The organism is Nonomuraea sp. NPDC048901, from assembly GCF_040649695.1.
Taxonomy (GTDB): domain Bacteria; phylum Actinomycetota; class Actinomycetes; order Streptosporangiales; family Streptosporangiaceae; genus Nonomuraea.
Genome location: NZ_JBEZFW010000016.1, coordinates 16394 through 31360 on the forward strand (window position 1 = coordinate 16394; position 14967 = coordinate 31360).

Annotated in this window: 18 protein-coding genes and 1 tRNA gene; 9 read left to right on the top strand and 10 right to left on the bottom strand. The window is 68.8% G+C overall.

Translation table 11 applies throughout. The annotated features are described in order from the left end of the window. Window positions 1–273 precede the first annotated feature (273 nt). A tRNA-Pro gene (locus tag AB0C30_RS41535) sits at window positions 274–347 on the bottom strand. Between the two features lie 63 nt (window positions 348–410). After that, window positions 411–1304 carry a metallophosphoesterase gene (locus tag AB0C30_RS41540; protein ID WP_357954461.1) on the bottom strand — a complete coding sequence of 298 codons (894 nt, stop codon included), beginning with the start codon at window positions 1302–1304 and terminating at the stop codon, window positions 411–413. Between the two features lie 99 nt (window positions 1305–1403). Here AB0C30_RS41540 and AB0C30_RS41545 point away from each other — a divergent pair, with 99 nt between their 5' ends. Beyond that, complete coding sequence (locus AB0C30_RS41545; RefSeq protein WP_357954463.1) at window positions 1404–1859, top strand: GatB/YqeY domain-containing protein; 456 nt, start codon at window positions 1404–1406, stop codon at window positions 1857–1859. Between the two features lie 48 nt (window positions 1860–1907). Here the strand turns inward: AB0C30_RS41545 and AB0C30_RS41550 are convergent, their stop codons facing one another. Continuing rightward, complete coding sequence (locus tag AB0C30_RS41550; protein WP_357954465.1) at window positions 1908–3998, bottom strand: transglycosylase domain-containing protein; 2091 nt, start codon at window positions 3996–3998, stop codon at window positions 1908–1910. A 364-nt stretch (window positions 3999–4362) separates the two neighbouring features. Between AB0C30_RS41550 and AB0C30_RS41555 the strand changes: the two genes are divergently transcribed. Beyond that, window positions 4363–4659, top strand: a complete 297-nt coding sequence (locus tag AB0C30_RS41555) for a WhiB family transcriptional regulator (protein ID WP_148036282.1) — start codon at window positions 4363–4365, stop codon at window positions 4657–4659. Between the two features lie 44 nt (window positions 4660–4703). On the opposite strand, the gene AB0C30_RS41560 is transcribed toward AB0C30_RS41555, so the two are convergent. Together AB0C30_RS41560 and AB0C30_RS41565 are read right to left on the bottom strand one after the other, a co-directional pair. Beyond that, a complete protein-coding gene (locus tag AB0C30_RS41560; RefSeq protein ID WP_357954467.1) occupies window positions 4704–5831 on the bottom strand; it encodes an ArsA family ATPase in 1128 nt (375 codons plus the stop codon). Further along, window positions 5828–6823 (bottom strand): ArsA-related P-loop ATPase, encoded by a 996-nt coding sequence (locus tag AB0C30_RS41565; RefSeq protein ID WP_357954469.1) that lies wholly within the window; start codon window positions 6821–6823, stop codon window positions 5828–5830. The genes AB0C30_RS41560 and AB0C30_RS41565 overlap by 4 nt, the downstream gene beginning before the upstream one ends. A 112-nt stretch (window positions 6824–6935) precedes the next feature. Between AB0C30_RS41565 and AB0C30_RS41570 the strand changes: the two genes are divergently transcribed. From AB0C30_RS41570 to AB0C30_RS41585, 4 genes are all read left to right on the top strand, one after another. Further along, window positions 6936–7091, top strand: a complete 156-nt coding sequence (locus AB0C30_RS41570) for a hypothetical protein (RefSeq protein WP_165959776.1) — start codon at window positions 6936–6938, stop codon at window positions 7089–7091. Beyond that, on the top strand, window positions 7088–7546 hold the full coding sequence (locus AB0C30_RS41575; RefSeq protein WP_357954471.1) for a RidA family protein: 459 nt from the start codon (window positions 7088–7090) through the stop codon (window positions 7544–7546). Before AB0C30_RS41570 ends, AB0C30_RS41575 begins: the two co-directional genes overlap by 4 nt. Window positions 7547–7614: 68 nt before the next feature. Then, a complete protein-coding gene (locus AB0C30_RS41580) occupies window positions 7615–8418 on the top strand; it encodes an NUDIX hydrolase (protein ID WP_357954473.1) in 804 nt (267 codons plus the stop codon). Continuing rightward, window positions 8415–9203: an MBL fold metallo-hydrolase gene (locus AB0C30_RS41585; RefSeq protein ID WP_357954475.1), complete on the top strand. Its 789-nt coding sequence runs from the start codon at window positions 8415–8417 to the stop codon at window positions 9201–9203. Before AB0C30_RS41580 ends, AB0C30_RS41585 begins: the two co-directional genes overlap by 4 nt. 3 nt (window positions 9204–9206) lie before the next feature. On the opposite strand, the gene AB0C30_RS41590 is transcribed toward AB0C30_RS41585, so the two are convergent. Next, entirely contained in the window at window positions 9207–9887 is a 681-nt protein-coding gene (locus tag AB0C30_RS41590; protein WP_185069893.1) for a Crp/Fnr family transcriptional regulator, read from the bottom strand. Between the two features lie 62 nt (window positions 9888–9949). Here AB0C30_RS41590 and nth point away from each other — a divergent pair, with 62 nt between their 5' ends. Beyond that, entirely contained in the window at window positions 9950–10651 is a 702-nt protein-coding gene (nth, locus tag AB0C30_RS41595) for an endonuclease III (protein WP_357954477.1), read from the top strand. Between the two features lie 39 nt (window positions 10652–10690). Then, window positions 10691–11338, top strand: coding sequence for a CoA pyrophosphatase (locus AB0C30_RS41600; RefSeq protein ID WP_357954479.1), 648 nt, complete (start codon window positions 10691–10693; stop codon window positions 11336–11338). Window positions 11339–11390: 52 nt separating this feature from the next. On the opposite strand, the gene AB0C30_RS41605 is transcribed toward AB0C30_RS41600, so the two are convergent. Beyond that, window positions 11391–11927: a HEAT repeat domain-containing protein gene (locus tag AB0C30_RS41605; protein WP_357954482.1), complete on the bottom strand. Its 537-nt coding sequence runs from the start codon at window positions 11925–11927 to the stop codon at window positions 11391–11393. 80 nt (window positions 11928–12007) lie between these two features. On the opposite strand from AB0C30_RS41605, the gene AB0C30_RS41610 reads away from it, so the two are divergent. Continuing rightward, window positions 12008–13198 (top strand): MarP family serine protease, encoded by a 1191-nt coding sequence (locus tag AB0C30_RS41610; RefSeq protein ID WP_357653652.1) that lies wholly within the window; start codon window positions 12008–12010, stop codon window positions 13196–13198. Here the strand turns inward: AB0C30_RS41610 and AB0C30_RS41615 are convergent. From AB0C30_RS41615 to AB0C30_RS41625, 3 genes are read right to left on the bottom strand one after another with little or no spacing between them, the layout of a single operon-like run. Further along, window positions 13195–13638: a DUF309 domain-containing protein gene (locus tag AB0C30_RS41615; protein ID WP_357954485.1), complete on the bottom strand. Its 444-nt coding sequence runs from the start codon at window positions 13636–13638 to the stop codon at window positions 13195–13197. The genes AB0C30_RS41610 and AB0C30_RS41615 overlap by 4 nt on opposite strands. Beyond that, the gene (locus tag AB0C30_RS41620; protein ID WP_357954487.1) at window positions 13635–14555 is read right to left on the bottom strand and encodes an alpha/beta hydrolase; all 921 of its coding nucleotides are present in this window, start codon (window positions 14553–14555) and stop codon (window positions 13635–13637) included. The genes AB0C30_RS41615 and AB0C30_RS41620 overlap by 4 nt, the downstream gene beginning before the upstream one ends. Beyond that, window positions 14545–14961: a phage holin family protein gene (locus AB0C30_RS41625; RefSeq protein ID WP_357954489.1), complete on the bottom strand. Its 417-nt coding sequence runs from the start codon at window positions 14959–14961 to the stop codon at window positions 14545–14547. The genes AB0C30_RS41620 and AB0C30_RS41625 overlap by 11 nt, the downstream gene beginning before the upstream one ends. Window positions 14962–14967: the final 6 nt, after the last annotated feature.

Here is a 14967-nt window from a genome sequence, read left to right on the forward strand (position 1 = left end):
CAGAACTTGCTCACGACAGCATCCACCACCACGAGTACCAACCGCTGAAAGATCATGTCGGGCACAGATCCTTAAGGAGCTGCTCGGCCACGAAAGTTTTGAGACCACGATGCGTTACAGCCATCTCGCTCCGGACGCGCACGAGAAGGCCATCAAGTCGTGGGCGCGGCGTACCGCCGACACCGCAAATTAGCGATCTTGACGCATGTGTGACGCACGATCATGTGAAAGGCCCTCCCCGGATTGCTCCGGAAAGGGCCTCTGACCTGCGGGTCGGGGTGGCGGGATTTGAACCCACGGCCTCTTCGTCCCGAACGAAGCGCGCTGCCAAGCTGCGCTACACCCCGGTGCACGCCCTCTTGCGCGTGCTTGAGAAGTCTAGCTGACTTCGCGGGTGCTTGTGACCGCGTTTATCGGCGCGGGACCAGGGTGAGCAACGAGGCCTCCGGGAAGCAGGCGAAGCGGACCGGGGCGTACGGCGAGGTGCCCAGGCCGGCCGAGACGTGCAGCCAGGCGTTGTCGTGGCGGTTGAGGCCCTTGACGCGAGGTCGGTCGATGCCGCAGTTGGTGACCAGGGCGCCGTAGAACGGGATGCACAGCTGGCCGCCGTGCGTGTGGCCGGCCAGGAGGAGTTGGTAGCCGTCGGCGGCGAAGCGGGTCATGTTGCGGGGCTCGGGGGAGTGCATGACGCCGAGGCGGAGGTCGGCGTCGGCCGGAGCGGGGCCGGCGACCAGGTCGTAGCGGTCGCGGTCGATGTGGGAGTCGTGGATGCCCGCCACCGCCACGTCGAGGTCGCCGATCTTGAGGCGGGCGGTGGTGTTGTTCATGTCGAGCCAGCCCTCGGCCGCCATGCCGGCGCCGAGCTCCTCCCAGGGGAGGGTCGGGACGTGTTGGCGGCGCTCGTTCTTGGAGGTGCGCCAGAGGTAGCGGGCCGGGTTCTTGGGCTTGGGCGCGTAGAGGTCGTTGGAGCCGTACACGAACATACCGGGGCGGGCCAGCAGGGGCTCCAGGGCGTGCAGGAGCGCGGGTACGGCCTCAGGGTGGGCGATCGAGTCGCCCGTGTTGACGACCAGGTCGGGCTCCAGGGAGCCCAGCGAGCGGACCCAGTTGATCAGCATCCTGCGGCCCGGCGTCAGGTGCAGGTCGGACAGGTGGAGGATGCGTACGGGCCGCTGCCCGCGCTCCAGCACGGGCACGTCGAAGCGCCGCAGCCGGAACCAGTTGCGTTCGACGACAGAGGCGTAACCCAGACCGGCCAGGCCGAGGCCGAGGATGGACAGTGGTATGGCGGCAGCTTTCCTCACCCATTCATGATGCCCGACATCCGGCGCCAGGCGTCCCGAGTACGTGAGATGGGGCTACGTGAGCGCGTAGCCGTCCGTACAAGCGGCAAGATGGACCGCATGAGCGCATTGAAGGACAAGCTGAAGGCCGATCTCACGGCCTCGCTGAAGAGCCGGGACGAGGTACGTCTCCGGACGATTCGTATGGCACTGGCCGCGGTCAACGTCGAGGAGGTCGCCGGCAAGGCGGCCAGGGAGCTCTCCGACGACGAGATCATCAAGGTGCTGACCAAGGAGGCCAAGAAGCGCCGGGAGGCGGCCGAGGCGTTCGGGAACGCCGGGCGCGCGGAGCAGGCGCAGGCGGAGCTGGACGAGCAGGCGGTGCTGGAGGAATACCTGCCGGCGCAGCTCTCCGACGAGGAGCTCGGCCGCCTCGTCGACGAGGCCGTCGCCGAGACGGGCGCCGCCGGCCCCCAGACGATGGGCCAGGTCATGAAGGTCGTCAACCCGAAGGTCGCCGGTCGCGCGGAGGGGGGACGGGTCGCCGCCGCCGTTCGCGCGCGACTGTCCGCCTAACCAGGTCTCGGGTGCCCGCCACGATCGCGGGCACCCAGGGCACTCAGGTCAGTTGCGCCCGCGACCGCGTCCCCGGCCGTTGTCGTCGCGGTTGAACTGGTCGAACTGGTCGAAGAAGTCGTCCTGCGGGCCGCCCCGCTCGTCGTCCTTCTTCTCCTTCTTGGGCTTGGGGGCGCAGTTGTCGGCGCAGCCGCCGAACCGCTCGTGGTTGACCGGCGTGAACTCGGTGGGTTCGACGCCCTTGAGCGCCCCCATCATCGCCTGCTTCCAGATGCGGCCCGAGATCGTCGCCCCGTACACGTAGCCGTAGCTGCGGCCGCCGATGGTGACGCCGATCAGCGGGTGGGTGAAGGCGCCGCGCGGGTCGCCGAGGCTGACGGCGGAGGCCAGGTTCGGGGTGTAACCGGCGAACCAGGCGGCCGTGTAGCCGTCGGTGGTGCCCGTCTTGCCCGCCGCGTCCCTGCCGATGCCGCCGACCTCCTGCATCGTGCCCTTGGTGAACACGCCCGAGAGGATGCCGGTGACGGCGTCGGCAACCTCCTCCTCCATGACCTTGGAGCACTTGGGCTTGTACTGGGTGGCCTTGCCGTTGCGGTCCTTGATCTCGGTGATCGCCAGTGGCTTGCAGTACTGGCCGCGTGAGGCGAAGACCGCGTAGGTGCTGGAGACGGTGACCGGGTCCACCTCGTTGATGCCGAGCGTGAACGTCTCGAACTCGCGTAGCTTCGAGCCGTCGGCCCGCTTGAGCCCGATCCGCTTGGCCAGCTTGACCACCTTGCAGAGCGTGACGCGCTCCTCCAGCCGCATGAAGAAGGTGTTGACCGAGCCCCAGGTGCCGGTCTGCAGCGTCTTGAAGCCGCCGCCGCCCTCGCTGGAGTTGCGCACCTCGTGCGTGGGGTCGCCGACCCGCTTGCCGTCGCAGTTCTTGAACGCGCCGTAGCCGGACGCGGTGAAGCCGGCGGGCGCCGGGTAGCCGTCGCCGTACTTCAGGCCCTCCTCGAGCGCTGTGGCGAGCGTGTAGGCCTTCGCCGTCGAGCCCTGCTGGAAGCCGCCGCCACCGCCGTGCTTGGCGTCGGCGACGACGTTGTAGCTCATCTCGTTCTTCTTCTTGCTGCCGCCGAACTTGCGCGAGGCCGCCATCGCCTTGATCTCGCCGGTGCCCGGCACGACCATCGCCTGCGAGGCCACCGGCTTGTCCTTGGTGCTGACGTACTCCTTGATGGCCTTGTCGGCGGCTTTCTGCATCTTCGGGTCGATCGTGGTCTTGATGGTGAGACCGCCGCGCTGGAGCAGCTTGAGGCGCTCCTTGGGGGTCTTGCCGAAATCCTCGTCGTTGAGGATCTCGTTCTGGACGTAGAGGCAGAAGTACGGGTACTTGCTCTCCTCGCAACCGCCTTCGACCTTGGTGTCCTTGAAGACGAGCTTCTTGGCCTTGGCCTCGGCGGCCTCCTGCGGCGTGATCTTGCCGAGTTCGGCCATCCGGTCGAGGACGACGTTGCGGCGGGCCTTCAGCAGCTCCCTGGACGCCTTGCTGACGTTCGGGTCGGTTCTGTTGGGGTTCTGGACGGCGCCCGCGAGCGTGGCCGCCTCGACGAGGTTGAGGGCGGAGGCCGGCTTGCCGAAGAAGCGCTTGGCGGCGGCCTGGATGCCGTGCGCGCCGGCGCCGAAGTAGGCGATGTTCAGATATTTCTCAAGGATCTGGTCCTTGGAGTATTTCTTCTCGACCGCCATGGCGTAGCGCAGTTCGTTGAGCTTGCGGCCGACGCTGGTCTCGATGGCCGCGGCCTGCTCCTCTTTGGTCTCGGCCGAGTTGAGGAGCACCTGCTTGACGTACTGCTGTGTGATCGACGAGCCACCCTGGGTCACGCCGCCCTGGGTGAGGTTCTTGACGAGGGCGCGGGCCGTTCCCTCCACGTCGATCGGGCCGTGCTGGTAGAACCGGAAGTCCTCGATCGAGATCAGCGCCGTCCGCATGATGGGGGCGACCTTGTCGAGACTCACCGATTCGCGGTTCTCGTAGAAGAACTGGGCTATCTTCTTGCCGTTGGCGTCCAGCAGCTCCGTGCGCTCGGGCAACGGGGGTTCGGCCAGGTCCTCGGGCTTCAGGTTGATCCCTGTCATCGCGGATTTGGCGGACATCCCCGCTCCACCGACCGCGGGAAGGGCTATGGCAGCCGTGAGCACTCCCGCGACCGCGCCTGCGGCGATCAGCCGCACGATGTTCAAGATCGGCGAGGAACGATCTTTGCCCTGAGCTTGCACAAGTCCAAGAGTACGTCGAATGAGTGACCTTATCGGTAACTCGGCACCATTTCGCCTTGACTGACGGGGGTGACTAGTCATTCCCGGTCAAGACTCCAGCGAGAAATTGGTCCTCTGGGGTCTGTCGGCCCGAACGTCTAGTTGCGTACGTTCTCCTCTGCGGCAACTGAATACGGAGGCTCGGCGCCCGCGCCCGTCGGCCCCAAATGACGACTGACCACCTAAGGGGAGTGGGGTCGAAATGTGGATCACGGATTGGACCTCCCGTGCCGCCTGTCGAGGAGCGGACCCGGACGCACTGTTCGTCCAGGGAGCCGCCCAGAACAGGGCGAAGCTGATCTGCCGAGGATGCCCGGTCCGTACCGAATGCCTCGCCGATGCGCTGGACAACCGCATCGAGTTTGGCGTGTGGGGCGGCATGACGGAACGGGAACGACGGGCTCTGCTACGGCGGCGTCCTGACGTGGACTCATGGCGAGAGCTGCTCGAGTCTGCCAAGGAAGAGTACGAACGGACTAACGAGCTGATCGCAGGCTGACCCTAGCCTCGGGCGTACGGCCGGTGCTCGCACCGGCCGTACTCTCATGTGCTCGCGAGGAGTTCCCCGATCCGGCGCAGACCCGCTAGATCGTGGACATCCTCCGACATCGCACGTACCTGGACGACCGGCACTGTGGGGTGGGCCGACAGGAAATGGTCCTGCTCCCGGTGTTCGCGGGCGGCGAGTTGCATTCTGCCGGTGTGCAGCCGCAGTACGGCGGCGGTCAACTCGTGTTCGCCCCGCGACTCCAGGTCTTCCGCCGCGGCGGCGCTGCGCGCGGCCGAGAGCGCCGCTGCGGTGGGTTCGTGCACCCGGTTGACCACCAGGCCGGCCAGGGGCATGCGCTCCTCAGCGAGCCGCTCGACGAAGTAGGAGGCCTCACGCATCGCGTCGCGCTCCGGCGCGGCCACCACCACGAAAGCCGTACCCGGCGCCTGGAGCAGCCGATAGGTCATCTCCGCGCGCTGCCTGAACCCGCCGAAGACCGCGTCCAGCGCTGACACGAACGTCTGCAGGTCCTTGATGACCTGCGCGCCCAGCAGCTTGGTCATCGCGCCCGCCATGATCCCGAACCCGGCGTTGAGCAGCCGGAACGCGCTCCGCCCTCCCGCCTTGGCCGGCGCGGTCAGCAGCCGGATGAACCTTCCGTCGAGGAAGCGGCCGAGCCGCTCAGGGGCGTCGAGGAAGTCGAGCGCCGACCGCGAGGGCGGCGTGTCGACGATGATCAGATCCCACTCGTCCGAGCGGCGCAGCTGGCCCAGCTTCTCCATCGCCATGTACTCCTGGGTGCCGGCGAAGCTGGAGGACAGCGACTGGTAGAAGGGGTTCGACAGGATCTGGCGGGCCCGGTCGGGGTCGGCGTGCGCCTCGATGATCTCGTCGAACGTACGCTTCATGTCCAGCATCATCGCGAACAGCTGGCCGCCGCCCTCGGGTGAGCTGATCAGGCGCGGGGTGTTGTCGAGCTCGGTGAGCCCCATCGACTGCGCCAGCCGCCGCGCGGGGTCGACGGTCAGCACGACCGCGCACCTGCCGCGCTCGGCGGCCCGCAGCCCCAGCGCGGCGGCCGTCGTGGTCTTGCCCACGCCGCCGGCGCCGCAGCAGACGATGATCCGGGTGCCCTGGTCGTCGAGAATGGCGTCGACATCGAGTACGGGGGGCTTCTTCACGCTGCTCCCTGGGTGCGGATGGCCTCGGCCAGCTCGTACAGGCCGCTCAGATCGACACCGTCGGCCAGCAGCGGCAACTCGTAGGACGGCAGCGTCGCCTCCGCCAGAGAAGCGCGCTCGGCCCGCTCCAGCTCGGTACGGCGGGCGTGCTCGGCGACCTCTTCCGCCAGAGCCTCCGCAACCGTGGAGGCGCCGTCGGACAGACCGGCCGCCTTGAGCCCGAGCGTGAGCTCGGCGACGTCGAATCGGCCCTTGACAGCACTGTCAAGTGTGGCCTGTGGAAGCAGTGATTCACGAACCATGTTGATGAAGATTCCGCCGGGCGGCAGCCCCGCCGACCGCAATTCGGCGATGCCGTCGAGCGTCTCCTGAACCGGCATCTCCTCCAGCAAGGTGATGAAGTGCACCGCCGTTTCCGGAGATTTCACGACCTTGCTCACCAGATCGGAGTGGTTCTTGATCGGGCCGACTCTGGCCAGCCCGGCGACCTCCTGAGTGACGTTCAGGAAGCGCGAGATGCGACCGGTCGGCGGCGCGTCGAGTACGACGGCGTCATAGATCCGCTTGCCGTTCTTGCCGCGCCTGCGTACGGCCTCGGAGGTCTTGCCGGTGACGAGGACGTCGCGGAATCCGGGGGCGACGGTGGTCGCGAAGTCGACGATGCCCATCTTGGTCAGCGCCCGCCCCGCCCTGCGCATGCCGTAGAACATCTCCATGTATTCGAGCATGGCCTCCTCAGGGTCTATGGCCAGCGCGTAGACGTCGCCGCCTGATGGGGCCACGGCGATCCGGCGCTCCTCGTACGGCAGCGGTGGCAGGTCGAAGATCTGCGCGATGCCCTGCCTGCCCTCCACCTCGACGAGCAGCACCTTGCGCCCGCCCGAGGCCAGTGCCAGGGCGAGGGCCGCGGCGACCGTGGTCTTGCCTGTGCCGCCCTTGCCGGTGACCACGTGCAGTCGCACGCCATCCCAATCGGTGTCCCGAGAGTCCACGTTTCGAGGCTACCGAACGGTCACTTGTCGAAAGCCGACGACCACCCTTTGAGATTGCTCACATCGTGGCGTGCGGTGCGCCGCGGGTTGAGCTTCTCCTACGCTGGCCCTCATGAAGAAATGGGAGTACCTGACGGCTCCGGTGCTGATCCACAACACCAAGATGATCCTGGACAACTTCGGGGCCGATGGCTGGGAGCTGGTCCAGATCCTGCAGGGTGCCACGCCCGAGCAGCTTGTCGCCTACTTCAAGAGGGAGAAGCAGTGACGCCCGAAGAGAAGATCACCGAACTCGGGCTGACGCTGCCCGAGGTCGTCGCGCCGCTGGCCGCCTATGTGCCGGCCGTACGGACCGGCAACCTCGTCTACACCTCGGGCCAACTGCCCATGGTCGACGGCAAGCTCGCGCAGACCGGCAAGGTCGGCGCCGAGGTCGGCCTCGACGACGCCCGCGAGCTGGCCCGGATCTGCGCGCTCAACGCGCTGGCCGCGCTGAAGTCCGAGGTCGGCGAGCTGGGCAACGTCGTGCGGATCGTCAAGGTCGTGGCGTTCGTGGCCAGCGACCCGGCCTTCACGCAGCAGCCCCAGGTCGCCAACGGGGCCAGTGAGCTGCTCGCCGAGGTGCTGGGTGATGCGGGCAAGCACGCCCGCAGCGCGGTGGGCGTCGCGTCCCTGCCGCTCGACGCCCCGGTCGAAGTGGAGCTGATCGCCGAGGTCTCCTGAGAGTCCGGATATGTCACGATGACCCGAGTGATGTTCTAGAAGCCCGAGTTGTTCTAGAAGGAGGTCATGTGACGGGTCTGCAACTCCCAGACGAGCTCGCCGAGCGGGCGAGGGACATCCTCGCCGGACGCGTCCAGCCGGTCCCCGCGCGGGACGCCGCCACGGTGGTCATCCTGCGTGAGGGGCCGGAGGTCTATCTGCTCCGGCGCAAGTCCACGATGGCCTTCGCCGCGGGCGCGTACGTCTTCCCCGGCGGCTCGGTCGATCCCCGTGACACCGACCACGCCGTCGCCTGGGCCGGGCCGTCTCCGGCGGACTGGGGCACGGTCTTCGGCGCGGACGAGGGGGTCGCGCGCGGGCTGGTCTGCGCGGCCGTACGGGAGACGTTCGAGGAGTCGGGGGTGCTGCTCGCGGGGCCGGGGCCCGATTCCGTGGTTGACGACACCACGGGAGACGACTGGGAGGCCGACCGGCTCGCGCTGATCGACCGGAGCCTGTCCTTCGCCGACTTCCTCGCCAAGCGCGGCCTGGTGCTCCGCTCGGATCTGCTCAAGCCGTGGGCGCACTGGATCACGCCGGAGATCGAGACCCGGCGCTTCGACACCCGCTTCTTCGCAGCCGTACTCCCCGAGGGGCAGCGCACCCGCGACGTCGGCGGCGAGGCCGACCAGGTCGACTGGAAGCGCCCGGCCGACGCCCTCGAGCTGGCGCACGAGGGCAAGATCTTCCTGATGCCACCCACCTATCGCACGCTGACCGAGCTGGCCGCCTGCGACTCCGTGGCGGACGTCCTGGCCGCGCGGCGGGAGATCGTCACGATCCTGCCCAGGGTCGTGGAGGTCGACGGCGAGTTCCAGTTGGTGACGACATGAGCGGTCTGCACATTCCGGCCGGCTCGCCCGACGGATCCCGTACGACCCACGCCGAGAACCTGCTCGCGCCCAACCCGTCGCCCATGACCCTCGACGGCACCAACACCTGGATCATCGGCGACCGGGACACCATCGTCATAGACCCGGGCCCCGACGACGAGAGGCACCTGCGCCGGGTCGCCGACCATCTGGCCGAGCGCCGGGTGAGCTGGATCCTGCTCACCCACGGCCACCACGACCACAGCGGCGGTGCCCGGCGCTTCGCCGAGCTGGTCGGCGCGCCCGTGCGGGCGCTCGACCCCAAGCACCGGCTCGGCGATGAAGGGCTGGGCGACGGCGACGTGGTGACCGCCGGTGACGTCGAGGTGCGCGTGTACGGCACTCCGGGGCACTCGTTCGACTCGCTCTGCTTCTGGCTGCCCCAGGACCAGGCCATGCTGACCGGCGACACCGTGCTCGGCCGCGGCACCACGGTGATCGCCCCCGACGGCGACCTCGCCGACTACCTGCGCAGCCTCGACCGGCTCAGGGCCATGGCCGATGAGCTGGGCGTGGCGGCACTACTGCCGGGCCACGGACCGGTGCTGGCCGACCCGATCGGCGTACTGGACGGCTATATCGCGCACCGGCGCCAGCGCCTCGACCAGATCAGGGCGGCGCTGCGCCAGGGCGCCAAGACGCCCCGCCAGATCGTGGAGATCGTCTACAGCGACGTCGACACGTCGCTGTGGCCCGCGGCCGAGATGTCGGTACGGGCCCAGCTGGACTATCTCGACTCCCTGTAGCGGCTACCTGGAGCGGTTGTAGAGGCGGTCCATGTCGAGGATGACCACGGCCTTGGCCTCGATGCGCAGCCAGCCGCGCTGCGCGAAGTCGGCGAGGGCCTTGTTGACCGTCTCGCGGGAGGCGCCGACGAGCTGGGCCAGCTCCTCCTGGGTGAGATCGTGGTGGACGCGCAGCCCGTCGTCGGTCTTGGTGCCGAACCGCTCGGCCAGGTCGAGCAGCTGCTTGGCCACCCGGCCGGGCACATCGGTGAAGACCAGGTCGGCCAGCACGTCGTTGGTGCGCCGCAGCCGCTGGGCGAGCGCTCGCAGCAGGTGGAGCGCCACCTCGGGACGGCCGGTCAGCCAGGGGCGCAGGTCGTCGTGGCCCAGCCCGGCCAGGCGCACGTCGGTCAGCGCGGTCGCGGAGGCCGTACGGGGGCGCGGGTCGAACAGCGACAGCTCGCCGAACATCTCGCTCGGGCCGAGCACGCTCAGCAGGTTCTCGCGGCCGTCGGGCGAGGTGCGCGACAGTTTGATCTTGCCTTCGAGCACGACGTAGAGCCGGTCGCCCGTCTCGTTCTCGTGGAAGAGCGTCTGCCCCTTGGACAGCTGGACTTCGGTGATGCTCGTCCGTAGCGCCGCGGCGCTTTCGCGGTCAAGCGCGGCGAACAGGGGGGCCTTGCCCAGCACATCTTCGGTGTTCACTCTGCCTCCTCTGCTGCCATTGTGACGCACCCCACTCCAGGCGGCGCACGTAGGCTATGGGAATGCCCACTGAGTCCAGGCTCGCCCTCGTGCGTCGCGCACGCCGGATGAATCGCATCCTGGCGGAAACCTACCCCGAGGCTCATTGCGAGCTCGACTTCGGTACCCCGCTCGAACTGCTGGTCGCGACGATCCTCTCGGCGCAGTGTACGGACAAGAGGGTCAACATGGTTACTCCGCTACTTTTCGCCAAGTACCCGACGGTGGATGACTATGCGGGCGCCGACCGAGCCGAGATGGAAGAGATCATCCGCTCGACGGGGTTCTTCCGCGCCAAGACCAACAGCATCATCGGCATGGCCCAGGCGGTGTGCGAGCACCACGGCGGGGTGGTGCCCGGCAAGCTGAAAGACCTGGTCAAGCTGCCCGGCGTGGGCCGCAAGACCGCCAACGTGGTGCTCGGCAACGCCTTCGGCGTGCCCGGCCTCACCGTCGACACCCACTTCCAGCGGCTGGTCCGCCGCTTCGGCTGGACCGACGAGACCGACCCGGTCAAGATCGAGCACGTGGTGGGGGAGCTGATCCCCAAACGCGAGTGGACGATCTTCTCGCACCGGGTCATCTGGCACGGGCGCCGCATCTGCCACGCGCGTACGCCGGCCTGCGGCGTCTGCCCGCTGGCCGCCCTCTGCCCCTCGTACGGCACCGGCCCCACGGACGCCGTCAAGGCCCAGAAGCTCGTCAGACCGGGCCCGTTTTCCTAAGTAGGGAAGTCCCCGAACCCCTGGTGTGTTGGAGATTGCGTGACTCAGGTGCCCGACTGGCTCGACACACTCGCGGCGCAGGCCGTACTCACTTCGGTGCCCGCCGGGCTGCGCCCGCCCGCTGAGGGTGGGCGGCCCGCGGCGGTCCTGCTGCTGTTCGGCGAGGGGCCGCTGGGGCCCGATGTGCTGCTCATCCAGCGCAGCTCGCGCGGGCGCAGGCACGCGGGCCAGCCGGCCTTCCCCGGCGGCGGCGTGGACCCGGAGGACGGCGGGCCCGTCGGGGCGGCGCTGCGCGAGGCCGAGGAGGAGACCGGTCTCGATCCGCGGGGCGTGACGGTGCTCTGCACGATGCCCGAGCTCTACATCTGGCGCAGCGACAACCGGGTCACACCGGTCGTCGGCTGGTGGCGCACCCCGTCGGCGGTGCACGCGGCCTCGCCCGCCGAGGTGGAGTCCGTGGAGCGGGTGCCGATCGCCGAGCTGGTCGATCCGGGCAACCGGTTCACGCTGCGGCATCCGGGCGGCTACGCCGGGCCCGCGTTCCGGGTGCGCGGGATGCTGGTGTGGGGGTTCACCGCGATGGTGCTCGACGGGGTGCTGCGCGAAGGCGGGCTGGAACGGCCGTGGGATCCCGGGCGGGTGGAGGAGATGCCGCCGGACGTCCTGGACATGGCCTCACGGGGCTGAAGAACCGCTTCAGGCGGAGCTGTGGGCGGCCCGCTTCCCGTGGCGGCCCGCGTCAGACGAGCGGGTCCAGGCGGTCCTGGTCGCCTGTGGCCAGGGCGACGCCGAGCGAGGCCCAGTCGGCCACGTCGGCGTCGCTGTCGGCCGCCAGCGCCCGCAGCGCGTTCAGCCCGGCCCGGTCCGGTGGGTCGCCCAGCACGTGCTGGAGCGCGTACGCGGCGCCGTACCTGACCCGCGGGTCCTCGTGCCCGGCCAGATCCATCACCGACGGTAGCGACCGGGGGTCGGCCAGGTGGCCGAAGGCGATGAGCACCGAATAGAGCACCATGACGTCGTCCTCGCTGGCCGCCAGGTAGCGCAGGACGGGCAGGATCCGATCCACGTACGCCTCGAGCATGCCCAGGATGTCCACCCCGAGCAGGCGCTGGGTGACGTCGTCCGCCGCGCAGAGCCGCCGCGCCTCGATGAAGGACTCAAGATCGCCGCGCTGCCGTAGTACGGAGATCACGTGCCAGCGCACCGCCCCGTCGGGATCGTCGTCGTCGAGAGCCGCTTCGATGAGGCCGCGCACTGTTTCGTCGTTGGGCGGCATGCCGCCCAACGTAACCAGCGCGTGTCGCCGTCCTGAGGAAGACGTGCACACTTGACCGAATCGCTGGTTACCTTTGAAACGTGCGCGGTGATCTGCTTGACCTCATATTGATCGGCCTCGTGATCGCCTTCGGCGTCTCGGGTTACCGGCAGGGCTTCATCATCGGTGCCATGAGCTTCGTCGGCTTCGTCGGCGGGGCGGTGCTCGGGGTCTTCATCGCGCCCCCCATCTCCAAGGCGGTCGTCGACGGTGACACGCCGCAGGCGTTGCTGGCCATCGTGATCGTGTTCCTGGCCGCGACGATCGGCCAGTTCGCCTCCTCGACGATCGGCGCCGTGGTGCGCAGCCATGTCACCTGGGAGCCGGCCAAGGTCGCGGACGCGGTCGGCGGTACGTTCGCCAGCGCGCTGTCGGTGCTGGTGATCGCCTGGCTGATCGGCTCGCTGATCGTGTCGACGGCCTTCACCCCGCTCGTCGACCAGGTGAAGAACTCCATGCTGCTCACCACGGTCGACGACTCGATCCCGCAGACCGCGCGCAACTGGCAACAGCCGTTCAAGAAGTTCATCGACCGGTCGGAGTTCCCGCCGGTGTTCGACGCCATCGGCGCGGGGCAACTCGTCGACGTGCCGCCGCCGGCGCGCAGCATCCTCCAGGGCGCCAAGCTCGAACGGGCGCAACGGGCCATCGTCAAGGTCCAGGGCAACGCCGAGAGCTGCAACAAGCTCATCGAGGGCACCGGCTTCGTCTACGCCAAGGACCGGATCATGACCAACGCGCACGTGGTCGCCGGTGTGACGCGTGACCTGCAGGTCCTCGCCTACGACAACAAGCGTCACCCGGCCACCGTCGTGCGCTACAACCCGCAGCGCGACATCGCCATCCTGTACGTGCCGGGGCTGGGCCTGCCGCAGCTCTCCTTCGACGGCGAGGCGGAGAAGGGCGAGAACGCCATCGTCGCCGGGTTCCCCAAGGGCCAGGGCTTCACGGCCGAGCCCGCCCGCATCCGCAGCCAGCTCAACGCCGAGGGCCCCGACATCTACCGCAGCCGCAACGTCACCAGGAAGGTGTACGCGATCCGCGGCAAGGTGCTCCCCGGCAACTCCGGCGGCCCGCTCCTGACCGTCAACGGCCAGGTGTTCGGCGTCGTCTTCGCCGCCGCGGTCAGCCAGGAGGACACGGGGTACGTACTGACGGCCAACGAGGTCAGGCCAGACGCCGACCAGGGCCGAAACGACACCACCCCGGCAGGCACGCAGGAGTGCGACTAGCCAGGCAGCTGACTGAGGATCAGCTCGATGGCCTGCGCCGGGTCGCTGTCGTCGCTCAGGCCCGACGCCGCCCGTCCCACCGAGTCGTACGGCACCCCGTACGACTGCACGCGCGCGGCACCCCGGCTGAAGAGGGTCAGCGCCCCGCGCCCGTTGCCGCGCTGCAGGTGCGTCAGCCCGACGCAGATCTGCGCCAGCCCCTGCCACAGCTCGCGCTCGTCGTCGGGGGCGCACTTCCAGCGGCCCTCGAACACCTCGTGGGCGTTGAACGGCAGGCCCTCGCTCAGGAAGCGGCGCCCGTCGGACAGGGCCTGCGGCGTGGTGGGCGCGTAGTCGTCGGGCACTCGGTCCACACCGGTCGAGCCGTAAGGCATCGGCCGGCCATAGGCGTCGCGTGGCCGGGCGTTGCGCGGCTTGCCTTCGGGGTCGCGGTCTCTCATCGGCCAGGCTCCGAATCGGACAGCCAGCCGATCAGCTCGGCGTCGAACACGTCAGGGGTCTCCTCATGGGGGAAGTGGCCTGCGCCCTCGATCAGCCGCCACCGGTATGGGGCGGCCACGTAGCGACCCGAACCGAGGGCCGTACGCGGCAGCACCCGGCGGTCGAGGGCGCCGTGCAGGTGCAGAGTGGGGGCCTCGATCTCGGCGCGCATCGTCCTGGCGAAACGCAGGCCGTCGGGGCGGAACTGGGAGCGGCCGAACCAGCGGTGATACTCCAGCGCGCAGTGGGCGACGGTCGGGATGCGGATCGCCTCGCGATAGACGTCAGCGGTCTGCTCGTCCGGCCAGCCGGGCCCCGACCAGGCGTCGAGCATCTTGCTGACCAGCGAGCCGCCGTTACGGGTGAGCCGGTGTTCGGGCAGAAACGGCACCTGGTAGCCGATCGCCGGGCTGGTCGCCCTCAGCTGGCCGAGCGGGTCGGTCAGCAGCGACCTGCGCAGCCGCAGGGGGTGCGGCGCGGACACGGTGACCAGACGGTGTACGCACTTGGGGTCGAGCACCGCCATCGTCCAGGCGAGCAGCCCGCCCCAGTCGTGGCCGACCACGATGGCCCCGGTCTCGCCGAGCGCCCGGATCAGGCCGCTGGCGTCGCCGGCCAGTGTGGGCAGGTCATAGCCGCGCGGCGGCTTGTCGCTGCCGCCGTAGCCACGCAGGTCCACCGCGGCCGCGCGGTATCCCGCCGCCGACAGCGCCCGCAGCTGGTTGCGCCATGTCCACCAGAACTGCGGGAACCCGTGCAGCAGCAGGACCAGCGGCCCCTCACCTGCCTCCACGACGTGGAAGCGGGTGCCGCCGGCGTGCACCTGCCGGTGCTTCCACGGTCCCTCGATCTGGACGACCGACTCGTCAGGTGCCATCACTGGTCACCGGCTCTATCTCCTTCTCCGGACTGGCGATCTCCTTGAGTCCCTTGATCGACCTGGCCGTACGCTTCATCCCGGCCAGCCCCTTAAGCCTACGGATTCCGATGAACACCAGCAGCCCGGCCACCAGTAGATAGAAGACGGTGACGATGAGGAAGGCCACCCAGTTCGGCAACCATTGGGCGAGCACGTAGGCGATCGTGAACGAGGCCAGGATCAGGCACAGGTGCGCCATGAAGGCGGCGGCGGCGAACAGGCCGCCGGCCGTGCCGACCCGCTTGGCGTCGAACCTGAACTCGGCCTTGGCCAGCTCGATCTCCGAGCGGATCAGGGTCGAGATCTGATCGCTCGCCTGGGCGACCAGCGAGCCCAGGGATTCTTCCTCGGGAGTCTGGGGCATGAACGT

Bases quoted from the DNA above. Each gene is read 5' to 3' on its own strand.
- AB0C30_RS41570 (WP_165959776.1), top strand. From the start codon at position 6,936: ATGAAGAAATGGGAGTACCTGACGGCTCCGGTGCTGATCCACAACACC.
- AB0C30_RS41545 (WP_357954463.1), top strand. From the start codon at position 1,404: ATGAGCGCATTGAAGGACAAGCTGAAGGCCGATCTCACGGCCTCGCTG.
- AB0C30_RS41615 (WP_357954485.1), bottom strand. From the start codon at position 13,638: ATGAGAGACCGCGACCCCGAAGGCAAGCCGCGCAACGCCCGGCCACGC.
- AB0C30_RS41620 (WP_357954487.1), bottom strand. From the start codon at position 14,555: ATGGCACCTGACGAGTCGGTCGTCCAGATCGAGGGACCGTGGAAGCAC.
- nth (WP_357954477.1), top strand. From the start codon at position 9,950: ATGCCCACTGAGTCCAGGCTCGCCCTCGTGCGTCGCGCACGCCGGATG.
- AB0C30_RS41605 (WP_357954482.1), bottom strand. From the start codon at position 11,927: ATGCCGCCCAACGACGAAACAGTGCGCGGCCTCATCGAAGCGGCTCTC.
- AB0C30_RS41555 (WP_148036282.1), top strand. From the start codon at position 4,363: ATGTGGATCACGGATTGGACCTCCCGTGCCGCCTGTCGAGGAGCGGAC.
- AB0C30_RS41625 (WP_357954489.1), bottom strand. From the start codon at position 14,961: ATGCCCCAGACTCCCGAGGAAGAATCCCTGGGCTCGCTGGTCGCCCAG.
- AB0C30_RS41550 (WP_357954465.1), bottom strand. From the start codon at position 3,998: ATGTCCGCCAAATCCGCGATGACAGGGATCAACCTGAAGCCCGAGGAC.
- AB0C30_RS41585 (WP_357954475.1), top strand. From the start codon at position 8,415: ATGAGCGGTCTGCACATTCCGGCCGGCTCGCCCGACGGATCCCGTACG.